The sequence below is a fragment of the Kouleothrix sp. 19917 genome, assembly GCF_057073505.1.
Window position 1 is genome coordinate 4,746,754 of sequence record NZ_CP097099.1, and the last position, 11,499, is coordinate 4,758,252.

Annotated in this window: 9 protein-coding genes; all 9 read right to left on the reverse strand. The window is 62.8% G+C overall.

Annotation, left to right across the window (positions count from 1 at the left end; genetic code table 11):
- Positions 1-44 precede the first annotated feature (44 nt).
- On the reverse strand, positions 45-1,166 hold the full coding sequence (locus M1P90_RS19300; protein WP_483696924.1) for a sigma-70 family RNA polymerase sigma factor: 1,122 nt from the start codon (positions 1,164-1,166) through the stop codon (positions 45-47).
- Between the two features lie 199 nt (positions 1,167-1,365).
- Positions 1,366-1,866, reverse strand: a complete 501-nt coding sequence (gene ruvC, locus M1P90_RS19305; protein ID WP_483696925.1) for a crossover junction endodeoxyribonuclease RuvC — start codon at positions 1,864-1,866, stop codon at positions 1,366-1,368.
- An 86-nt stretch (positions 1,867-1,952) separates the two neighbouring features.
- On the reverse strand, positions 1,953-2,714 hold the full coding sequence (locus M1P90_RS19310; RefSeq protein ID WP_483696926.1) for a YebC/PmpR family DNA-binding transcriptional regulator: 762 nt from the start codon (positions 2,712-2,714) through the stop codon (positions 1,953-1,955).
- Positions 2,715-2,823: 109 nt separating this feature from the next.
- Entirely contained in the window at positions 2,824-4,737 is a 1,914-nt protein-coding gene (ftsH, locus tag M1P90_RS19315; protein ID WP_483696927.1) for an ATP-dependent zinc metalloprotease FtsH, read from the reverse strand.
- A gap of 184 nt (positions 4,738-4,921) precedes the next feature.
- Positions 4,922-5,464: a hypoxanthine phosphoribosyltransferase gene (hpt, locus tag M1P90_RS19320; RefSeq protein ID WP_483696928.1), complete on the reverse strand. Its 543-nt coding sequence runs from the start codon at positions 5,462-5,464 to the stop codon at positions 4,922-4,924.
- Positions 5,465-5,516: 52 nt separating this feature from the next.
- Complete coding sequence (gene tilS, locus M1P90_RS19325) at positions 5,517-6,938, reverse strand: tRNA lysidine(34) synthetase TilS (RefSeq protein ID WP_483696929.1); 1,422 nt, start codon at positions 6,936-6,938, stop codon at positions 5,517-5,519.
- Between the two features lie 31 nt (positions 6,939-6,969).
- Positions 6,970-8,889, reverse strand: a complete 1,920-nt coding sequence (locus tag M1P90_RS19330) for a hypothetical protein (RefSeq protein ID WP_483696930.1) — start codon at positions 8,887-8,889, stop codon at positions 6,970-6,972.
- Positions 8,890-8,899: 10 nt separating this feature from the next.
- On the reverse strand, positions 8,900-10,621 hold the full coding sequence (locus M1P90_RS19335) for a PH domain-containing protein (RefSeq protein ID WP_483696931.1): 1,722 nt from the start codon (positions 10,619-10,621) through the stop codon (positions 8,900-8,902).
- A gap of 94 nt (positions 10,622-10,715) precedes the next feature.
- The gene (cmk, locus tag M1P90_RS19340; RefSeq protein ID WP_483696932.1) at positions 10,716-11,396 is read right to left on the reverse strand and encodes a (d)CMP kinase; all 681 of its coding nucleotides are present in this window, start codon (positions 11,394-11,396) and stop codon (positions 10,716-10,718) included.
- Positions 11,397-11,499: the final 103 nt, after the last annotated feature.

The following is an 11,499-nucleotide window of genomic DNA, read 5'->3' on the forward strand; positions in this document are numbered from 1 at the left end:
CGGCTGATGAATGATCATCAGCCGAGCCCGTTGCTGTGCGTGCCTTATTCGAGGTAGCCGCGCAAGTGGCGGCCATAGTGCGGGTGGCGCAGCTTGCGCAGCACCCGCGCTTCGATCTGGCGGATGCGTTCGCGGGTGATGCCGAACTCGCGGCCCACTTCTTCAAGCGTGCGATACTGCCCATCGGCCAGGCCGTAGCGCAGCTGAATGATCTTGCGCTCGCGCTCCGGCAGCTTTTGCAGGGCAATGTCGATCTGTTCGCGCAGCAGGTGTTGCGCGGCTTGCTCCAGCGGCGCTGGCCCGCCCTTATCCTCGATGAAATCGCCGAGAACGGCTTCGCTTTCGCTGCCCACCGGCGCTTCCAGCGAGATCGTCTGGCGCGAGGCGGCCAGCGCGCGGCGCACTTTATCGGGCGAAATGCCCAGCTCGTCGGCGACCTGATCGGGAGTTGGGTCGTGCTCCATCGACTGCTGAAGGCGGTTGGTGGTGCGCAGCACGCGGTTGATCGTTTCGCCGACGTGTACCGGCAGGCGGATGGTACGGCTCTGGTCGGCAATCGCGCGGGTGATCGCCTGGCGAATCCACCAGGTGGCGTAGGTCGAGAACTTAAAGCCGCGATGGTAATCGAACTTCTCGGCGGCGCGCATCAGGCCAATGTTGCCTTCCTGAATCAGGTCGAGAAACGACAGGCCGCGCCCGAGGTACTTCTTAGCAATCGAGACCACCAGGCGCAGGTTGGCCTGAATGAGATGATCGCGGGCGGTGCGCCCTTCGTACGAGCAGCGCAGCAGGTGGGCGCGCTCATCGGCGGTGTAGCTACCGTGTTCCAGACGCTCGGTTGCTTCCTCGCCGCGCTCGGCCTTTTGCGCCAGCAACTGTTCTTCCTGCGATGTCAGCAGCTCGACGCGGCCGATCTCGCGCAAATAGATGCGCACCGGATCGTCGGCGGCGATGCCATGCTGGTCGAGGTCAGCGTCGAGCTCATCGCCATTGTTGGCTTCGGCGTGTTCGTCGGGGGCGGCTGCGGTTTCATCGAAATGAAGCTCGGTTTGAGCGAGATGTTCAGGAAGGAGTTCTGGGGAGAGTTCGTGCTCGAAAGCACGTTCGGTGGGGAGGTGCCGCTTCGCGCGGGCCGTAGACAACAGCAGATCGAGTGTATCGTTCACTGGGTCCGGCTTTCTATCTAGACGGCTTTTCATGTTATGCAAAGTGTACTATAGCACAAAAAGGCTTCTCTTTCAAGAGGTATTTTTTACGATTTTATATATATTGCGCAGAATTTAACGAGCATAGTGCGATAGACGCTTACTATACATAGTGTTGGTGATAACACTTTTTTTACAAATACCGCAGTTGCAGGTGGGCCTAGCGCGAGCTTGCAGCGATGCGATTCAGCATTGGGGCGGTGTATGCGTGGCAGATCGCAATCGCCACGGCGTCGGCGGCGTCGTCGGGCTTGATGATCGCGGGCAGCTTAAGCGTCATTCGCACCATGTCCTGCATCTGTTTTTTGTCGGCACCGCCATAGCCCGCCACGGCCTGCTTGACTGCCAGCGGCTTGTACTCGTAGATCGGCACACCCGCCTGCGCCAGCGCCAGCAGCGCCACGCCGCGCGCCTGGCCGACGTGGATGGCGGTGTTGACATTCTTGCCGAAAAACAGCTCCTCGATTGCGGCAGCCTGCGGTGCGTGCTTTTGCAAAATGGCTTGCAGTCCGTCGTACAGGATCAAAAGGCGTTCCTGCTGCGGCATGCCGGCGGCGGTGGTCAGCGCGCCGCATTCCACCAAAGTGGGTGTGCTGCCCTGTTCGTCGATCACGCCCCAGCCCATGATAGCGGTGCCAGGGTCAATGCCAAGAATACGCATAGTGCCTCGTTTCGTGTGTTTAGAAAGCAAAAACCGAGAACCAGCCTTGCAGCCAGCCCTCGGTTTCTGAGCTTTGCGGGTATGCGTTACATGTTCGCAAACTGCTCGGCCAGTTCGTCGGTGACTTCGAGGTTGCTATAGACCTTCTGAACATCGTCGAGGTCTTCGAGCTTCTCGATCAGTCGCATCACGCGCAGGCCGTCGTCGACCTCGGCTTTGACTGTCGTTGTTGCGAGCATCGTCTTTTCGGCGCCACTCAGCGGCAGGCCAGCAGCAATCAGCGCCTCGCGCACAACTGCAAGCTGCTGGAACTCGGTGTACACCTCGATAATGTCATCGCCAACCTCGACATCGTCGGCGCCCGCGTCGATTGCGGTAAGCATGACCTCGTCGGGGTCGAGCTTCTTGACGGTCATGTCAATGGTGATCAAGCCTTTGGTCTTGAACATCCAGCCGACCGAGCCAGGTTCGCCGGGATTGCCACCAGCCTTGGAGAAGGCTGCGCGCACTTCGGAATTGGTGCGGTTGCGGTTGTCGGTGGCGGTTTCGACCATGAGCGCGATGCCGCCGGGCGCGTAACCCTCGTAGTAGATTTCTTCGAGCTTGGCCTCGCCGCCCTTACCCATGCCGCGATCAATCGCGCGCTGGATGTTGTCGGCGGGCATGTTGCTGCCCTTCGCCTTATCGACTGCGATGCGCAGCCGGAAATTTGCGTCGGGGTCGCCGCTGCCCCCTTCGCGCGCTGCAATCGTAATATCGCGCGCGAGCTTGGTAAAGAGCTGCCCGCGCTTCTGATCAAGAATGCCTTTTGAGCGGCGAATCGAATGCCATTTCGAGTGGCCGGACATACCATCTGCCTCCTGTGGTTGTGTTGCAGGCCGTATTATAGCACAGCCCTTCCGCCAACGAAAACCGGGGCACTGCGATGCAGCGCCCCGGCTCGTGCGGTGAAGAACGTTAGGCCAGCGTGTTCGGTACGTCTACCAGCGGCGTGGTGGCAGTGCTGCCATTGCCGTTAACGTTCGGCTCGGGCAGCGCAAGCTGCTTGACGCGGCCCAGCAGCTCGCGCAGGCGCTCGCCGTCGATCGTCTCGTACTCGATCAGCGCGCTCGACATGTCGTTCAGCACGGCGCGGTTGGTCGTGAGGATCTCACGCGCGCGGCTGTAGGCTTCGTCGACGATGCGATGCACTTCGCTATCGATCGAGCGGGCCACATCGTCGCCATAGTTGCGCTGCTCGCTGATCTCGCGGCCGAGGAAGATCAGCTCGTCCTTCTCACCAAAGGCGATTGGGCCAAGCTTCTGGCTCATGCCGTAGCGCGTCACCATTGCGCGGGCGATCCGTGTGACAGTGGTGATGTCGCTCGACGCGCCGGTGGTGACATCGCCAAAGACGATCTCTTCGGCAACGCGCCCGCCCAGCGCCACGGCCAGCTGCGCCTCGAACTGCGACACGCTCATGTAGTTGCGATCTTCGTCGGGCAGGAACAGCGTGTAACCGCCAGCACGCCCGCGCGGGATGATCGTCACTTTCTGCACACCGTCGGCCTTGGGCATGCCGCCGCCAACAATCGCGTGGCCAGCCTCGTGGTAGGCAGTGATCAGCTTTTCGCGCTCGGTCATCACGCGGCTGCGGCGCTCGGGGCCACCCATCGCCACGCGCTCGATCGCGTCTTGCAGCTCGGCCATGCCGATTTTCTTCTTCGAGCGGCGGGCTGCCAGGATGGCAGCTTCGTTGACGGCGTTGGCCAGGTCGGCGCCCGAGAAGCCCGGCGTCTGGCGTGCAATCACTTCAAGCTGAATGTCGTCGGAGAGCGGCTTGCCCTTGGTGTGAACCTTGAGCACGGCCACGCGACCTTTGACATCCGGCGCATCGAGGATGACCTGCCGGTCGAAGCGGCCCGGCCGGATCAGCGCCGGGTCGAGCACGTCGGGCCGGTTGGTGGCCGCGATCACAATCACGTTGGTGTTGGTGTCGAAGCCGTCCATCTCAACCAGGATCTGGTTCAGCGTCTGCTCGCGCTCGTCGTGCGAGCCACCCAGGCCGGCGCCGCGCTGGCGACCGACTGCGTCGATTTCGTCGATGAAGACGATACAGGGCGCGTTGCGCTTGGCCTGGTCGAACAGGTCGCGCACGCGGCTGGCGCCGACGCCGACAAACATTTCGACGAACTCCGAGCCCGAGATCGAGAAGAAGGGCACGCCGGCTTCGCCCGCCACCGCGCGCGACAGCAGGGTTTTACCAGTTCCAGGCGGGCCCACCATCAGCACGCCACGCGGGATGCGCGCGCCAAGTGCGGCGAACTTGTCGGGGAATTTCAGGAACTCGACCACTTCGGTCAGGTCCTGCTTGGCTTCTTCCTGCCCGGCAACATCGGCAAACGTAATCGTCGGCTTGTCGCCCGAGAACATGCGCGCACGGCTCTTGCCGAACGACAGGGCCTGGTTATTCGAGCCCTGCGCCTGGCGCATGAAGAAGATAAAGAAGCCAATCATCAGCAGCACGGGCAGCAGGATGGTGAAGATATTCAGCAAACCACCCCACGCCGGCGCGGGCTGCACGATCACCTGCACGGTGCTCGGGTCGACGCCCGACTGCACCAGCAGGTCGGTGATGCTGTCAGTCGCTTCCAGCCGCGAGCGATACCGCTGCTTGGGGTTGTCTTTCAGCGTAAAGAAAATATCGTTGCTGGCTGACTGAGGCTCGATTCGATCGATCTTGCCCTGCTTGGCCAGCGCTATCACCTCGGTGATACCCTTTTCATCCGGCGCGCCCTGCTGGTTGTTGAAGTAGTTGAAGAATAGCGCCAGCGCAGCTACCAGAATGATCAGGTAGACAAAGCTATTCTTAAGCCATCGGTTATCGCCCATAGTCGTAATCCGCTCCCCTCTTCAGGAGCCAGGCTCCTCACTAGAAGGCATCATGCAGAACATTGCATTCCGCAGCGATTGTATGCGCGCATTATAGCAAACCCGCCCGCCCGCCGACAAGGTAACGAGATCACAGATCAGGGCGATTTTGGAAAAGATTTGCCCGAATACTGCCAGCGCCGCGCTAATGGGTGTAGATCTCGGGCTTGAGCACGCCAATATAGGGCAGGTTGCGGTAGTGTTCGCCGTAGTCGAGCCCGTAGCCAACCACAAACTCATTCGGGATGTCGAAACCCAGGTAATCGACTGGCACATCGGCCTCGCGGCGATCGGGCTTGTTGAGCAGCGAGCAGATCCGCAGGCTGGCCGGGTTGCGCCGCCGCAGCTGGCTGGTCAGATACTCAAGTGTCAGCCCGCTGTCGATGATGTCTTCGACGATCAGGACGTGCCGGCCAGCGATGTCGGTATCGAGGTCCTTCAGCAGGCGCACCACGCCGCTGGACTGGGTGCTGTGGCCGTAGCTGGATGTGGCGATGAAGTCGATGGCGAGCGGCAGTGGGATGGCACGCGCCAGATCGACCATGAACATGATGCAGCCCTTGAGCACGCCAACCAGCAGCAGATCGCCCAGTGGGCCGTAGTCTTGCCCAATCTGCGCGCCCATTTCACGAATCTTGGCTTGCAGGTCGTCGGAAGAAATCAGGATTTTGGCGATATCCTGGTCCATAGATGTGTGACTCCATTTCTTGATTGTACGGAAGCGCGGCGGCGCGTGGATGTCAGCCGTCTTCGGCGCGAAGCAGGGTGAGCGTGATTGTGTCGCGGGTGGACGGGCCGGCGCGAAAGGCACCGGCAAGGCGCACACCCGGCACCCAGACGACGGATTCGGCATGCACCAGCAGCGGCCAGGCGTTGCGCAGCGCGCGCGGCACTTTGGCGTCGGTGAACAGATCCTGCACGCGCCGGTGGCCGCCCGCCTCCAGCGGCATCCGGTCGCCGGGGGCGCGCCGCCGCACCAGCAGCGGGCCGGGCAGCGTTGCCGCGTCAAGCCGTGCCGCCCACGGGCCGGCGGGTTCGGGCAGCGGTTCGCGCGAAACCTGGAGCGCCCAGCCACTGCCCAGCGCGACGGTGCCCTGTTCAGGAAGCACGATGCTGGCAGCCGCGAGCTGCGGCCCCTCGGGCACGGGCGCCGCGCCAAGCGCAAAGCTGCCGCCATAGCCAACCTGCAGCCCCACCCCGCCCGGCAGATCGAGCTGCCCGCCCACGCCGCGCCCGATTATGGCGCGCGCCTGCTCGACATGCTGCAGCCCAAGCGTTGCGCCCGGCGCAAGCCGCGCATGCGCCCGCCGAAGCGCGGCCTGCTGCAGGGCGGGGGCAAGCATGCCCCATTCTGCGCCCGCGATGTCGATGCCGCCAGCGCGGAGTGTTGCCAGGGCCGGCCAAACTGCATCCAGCGCCGTTTCAACAAACTCATGCTCACCGGCGCTCAGGGCAGCAGTGCGCCCAAGCGCGGCGACAACGTGCGGATTATACTCGATCAGCAGGGGCAGCAATTCGTGGCGGATGCGGTTGCGCGTGGCCGCACGGTCGAGGTTGGAGGGGTCGTGGCGCGGCGCAAGCTGGTGCTCGGTGCAGTACGCCTCTATCGCGGCGCGCTCGACGCCGAGCAGCGGGCGGATGAGCGCGGCGCCGCTGCCAGTGCCACCAGACCAGGCCTGCCAGGGCTGCACTGTCCGCATGCCGCTCAGGCCTTCGGGGCCGGCGCCGCGCAGCAGGTGCAGCAGCACCGTTTCGGCCTGGTCGTTGGCGTGGTGGGCAACGGCAACGGCCTGCGCGCCAGTGGCCTGGGCAACTTCTGCAAGAAAGCTGTAGCGCACTGTGCGGGCGACGGCGTGGAGGTTGGCGCGCGTGGCGGCAGCCTGGGCGGGCACATCGCGGGCGGCGACGGTGGCAGGAATGCCCCACTCCTGCGCCAGCTGCGCCACGAATTGCGCCTCGGCGGACGATTCTGCGCCGCGAATCTGGTGATCGAGATGCGCGACATGCAGGCCAACGCCAAGCTCGGGCGCGAGCTGGTGCAGCATGTGAAGCAGCGCGAGCGAATCGGGGCCGCCGGACACCGCCACGACAACCGGCGCGGGGCCAGCGAGCATCTGGTGTGCGGCAAGGGCGGCACGCACCGCCGAAACGAGATCGCTCATGGTGTTATCGATTGTGGCACGGCTGGCGGCTTTAGCTGTTCAGCCGCACAACATAGAGCGTGAGGCTGTTCTGCGCGCTGGCCTGGCCATTGACAGTTGCGGGCAGCACCGGCTGGCTGACCCAGCCCAGCAAGTAGACGCTGTTGGTATCGAGGCCGCTGGCGGGCGTATTGGGGTTGCGGAACTGCAGCATATCGCGGTCGAACAGCAGGTTGATCATGGGCTGGCGGTCGAACACGCCGCTTTGCGACAGATTCAGTCCAGTGGGGAAATTGGGCTGCAAGGAGCCGTTCGCAATCTGCGCAGTCGCGCCCGGCGCAAGCGTGCCAAGCTGGGCGAAGGTATCGCCGCGCACAAGCACCGCATCGTCGAGCGCGACCTGCCCGGTGTTACGCAGCTCGCCGCTAAGGCCGTTTGCGCCCACTGTTAGCTTACTCTGCACCTGCACCGGCAGATCAACCAGCGACTCGGCCACAAAGGTTGTTACCGAAGAAATATCGGCCAGCAGCTGCACCGACGGTATGCCGGCCTCATCGACGACCACCGGCTCGAACTGCGCGTTCAGAAACTGCTGGTTAGGGCCACTGGTGACCTGCGTGGTGGCGGGAAAGGCCAGGGTATAAGTCGCTCGGCGCGGCGAGAAAAAGCCAACAAACGAGGTGGCCTGGCCGCGCGCCTGCCCTTCGCTGCTTTCCACAATTGCAAGCTGGTTGTACTGCGCGCTGCCACCGCGCAGCAGCGTGCCCACGACATACAGCCCGGCAGTGAACACCAGCACCACGGCTGGCACGGTAATCCAGGCCAGCTCCAGCCGGCCCATGCGGCGCAGCACAATGTAGTTGAGCGGCCCAAGCACCACCACATACGCCAGAATAAACAGCAGCAGCGACCACGTCGAAGGCAGGCTGAGCGACGGCAGCTTCAGCACGCCGCGATCCAGCAGGTTGAACTGGCTCAGATGCGCGCCGGTGCCGGGCGTTGCAGTGGCAAGCTGGCGCAGCGCATTGCTCCACAGCGCAGCTTCACTTTCCCAGGCGCGCAGGGCAGCAATATCAAACGTGGTGAAGGTAACCAGGCCGGCACCGTAGGGCTGGCGGAACAGCAGCCCGCTGCCGGGCGGCACTTCTTCGGCCCCAGGCTGCGGCTCAGCGCGGCTGAGCGTGGCGCTGGCCGGCAGATTCGCATTCGTGCTTCCCGCCAGTGCCGCCAGTGGCGCAAGGCTGCCCTGCGCCAGATCGCCAACCGAGCGCACCGGCAGCAGATCGCCCAGACCGGCAGCGGCAGCCTGGCCGCCCGGCCCGCCGCTCACCACCAGCTGCCCGCCCAGGCTGGCCCACAGCGCCAGCGATTCGCGCTGGCTGGGAAGCAGGGCGGCCGTGTCGATATTGTGCAGGAAAATCGCGTCCAGGCCGCGCATGGCCGCAACCGACTCGGGAAGGTCGGCGGGGGCGAGGTGGCTGATATGCGCCGAGGTAAAATTGCCGATCTGCGCGCTTGTGAGGCTATTGAGCAGTGCTGGGTCGCTGCTGACAACCCCGATCAAAAACACGCTTTCGTCAATCGCGTCGAGCTTGATATCCTGGTTCAGCAGCTCGGTCGTGCCATCGAGCAGGCGCAGCTGGCCGTTGCGCACAAAGCCGGGGGTATACACATCGAGCGTTACGCGCTTGCGCGAGCCACGCGGCAGATCAACCAGGCGCTGGAAGACCTGCTCATCAAGAATCCGTCCAGGCAAGCGCCATTCCAAAGTAGCGCGCACATCCGGGCCGTCGTTGGCAATATCGACCACCACCGGGAACCATTCGGCCAGGCGGTACGCGCCGTCGTAGCCCACGCGCGCGCGCATAGAGATCGCGTTCTGGGCGCGCGCATGACCCGCAAGGCCCAGCTGCGCCAGAAACGTCGCGATCAAAACCAGCAGTGGCGCATAGCGCCGGGCAGAGCGGAGCATGGGTTTGGCCTTACGATTCGGAGCGGCGGCGGAGCATGCGGCTGCGCGCCGCGCTGCGGCGGAGCGCAAGATTCACCTGGCGGCGCACCTGCGCATTCACATGGCTGGCAACTTCGCGCTCGACCTTGGCAGGAATTTCTTTATCGGCGTACTCGGCCACTTTGGCAGAAACAGCGGCGTCGATCTTGGTCTTATCGACCAGCTCGTCGTGCACAATCTGCATGTCGTGGTAGTGCTTGAACATCGCCACGGTAGCCTGCTGGGCGCGCTCGCGCTCGCGCTTTTTGAAATCGGTCATGTAGTCGGTGATGGTGCGCGCAACATTTTCCGGGTCGGGCACGTGGTGAAAGGTAAGCTTGCCACCGCTGCCGCCGGTTTCAATAATGACATCGCCAAATCCCAGCCAGCTTTCGATATAGCCCTGGTCGAAGCGCACATCCTGCAGCTTATCGAGCTGGGCGTTGCGCTGGCTTTCCGGGCCAAACGGGCGCTTGTCGATGTCGATGACTTTTTCGCGGTTGAGGATATATTTGTCGTTTTCGTGCTCTTCGCGAATCCAGATGATCCGCGCCAGGCTACCAAGCGCAATTGGCAGCCAGATCAGCGTTGCAATACCGCTGCTGAGCAGCTGGAGCCGCACAACAATCACAAGAATGATCGTGCTGACGATCAGCAGTGCCAGCGGGCGCGACATGGCCAGCACCAGAAAGATCCAGAAAGGCCGCCAGGTAATTTCTTCTTTTTTATAGTCGATTTCGGGGTTGGTAGCGAACAGCCACGGGAACATGCCGTGATGCTCTTCGACATGGATGGGCGGCGGGCTCTTCTGGGGCGGTTTGTTGCCATACACCTGATCTTCGATCAGCTGGCGCACGGCGTCGAGGTCTTGCTGCTTGCGCAGCTTGCTGACTTCGCCATTGATCTTCTGCTGCATGGTCGAGGGGTCGGCGCACCAGGTGAACTGGATTTTGCTGAGCCCCAGCGAGCTGACCGACAGGTTGCCATAGGCAACCGACGATTTGGCGGGCGGCGGGTCTTTGCGCAGCCCAATGTTATAGAAGAAGCTTTGGCGCCACAGCGCCATGTTGCCGAGGAAGTGCGCAAAGTAGCTCTGGGCCTTGAGATCAATCTGCTGAATATTGTCGACCAGAATTTCCTGCTTGACATGCCGCACCAGCAGCTGGGTGTCGTCGTAGATCACGCGCGTGGTCGTGAGGATCAGGAAGTCGTTCGACCAGTCGATAAAGCTGTAGATCATCGAGCCAAGTGCGGTCAGCGCGATCAGGAACAGCACAATATTAATGATGTCGGCGCCGCGCGCGTAGGCGGGGTCGATATAAAAGACGCGACCGCCCTGGTAGCGGAAGTAGATCATCACAACCAGCAGCGCCATGCCCAGCACCAGCAGCGCGTCGGTGGTGACGCCAAGCCAGGCTTTTTTCTTTTTCTTGGCGTCGCGGTTGCTGCGCAGCCAGAGGATAACCAGGCCAGCCAGCAGCGCAAAGAAGATGATGTTCGAGATATCGAAAAGGCGATTGGGCACGCCGACATTACCAGGGAAGAACAGACCGCCGGCAGCGCGATACAGGAACACGCCAAGCGTCAGAATCATAACCACCAGCGGCACAGTGATGCGCTGCAGCAGCAGCAGCCAGTGGCGCCGCGCGAAGTGCAGTATCCGCTCGTTTTCTTCAGCTTCCAGATCGACCCGGGGTGTCATGAACCTGAACATGAAGACCTCCTCGGTCAAGCCAGTATGTGGTGCTGCATTCTATTGTAGAGAACTGCGCCCGGGCCTCGCTGGTTACGCCCATGCCGGGGCAATGTCAGCCCTGCGCCCGCAACTGCGCAACGATCGCATCAACCTCGGCCTCGGGCGAGAGCGCGTCGTTGTTGAGCACCAGCGCATCGGGCGCGCGGCCCATGACATGCTGGTCGAGCGCGTCGCGGCGGGCAACATCGGCCTCGATCGCGGCGGTGTCGGCGGCAAGGCCGCGCGCCTGCAATTCGGCCGCGCGCCGCGCCGCCCGCGCCTGGAGCGATGCTTCGAGATAGACCTTCAGCCGCGCCTCGGGCAACACAATCGTGCCAATATCGCGCCCAACCATCACAACGTTGCCGCGCATGCCAATCGCGCGCTGGCGCGCCCGCATGATCGTGCGCACGGCCGGGTGCCGGGCTACCTGCGAGACGCTTTTTTCAACACTGGCGCTGCGCAGTTCCCATGTTGCGTCGGTAGTATCGACGAGCACGGTAAACTGCCGCCCATCGTCCTGCGTTGGCGGCGCAATATCAATCGCGAGATCCTGCGCCAGTGCGGCCAGCGCATCGGCATCGCTCAGATCGAGCTGGCGGCGCAGCGCGGCCCAGGTAAGCGCGCGGTACATAATGCCGGTATCGAAATACAGATAGCCCAGCCGCTGCGCCAGAAGCGCGCCAAGCGTGCTTTTTCCTGCGCCGGCCGGGCCGTCGATCGTGATCGTGTCAGGGTTGTTTGGTGCTGTCATTGCCTGGCTATATCTGTGTGCATGGCGTGGGAAGCATTTCCGCGCTATTGTAGCACGGGCGCGCAAGAGCCGGCAAGCGTTTCATATTGGACGCACACCGCAT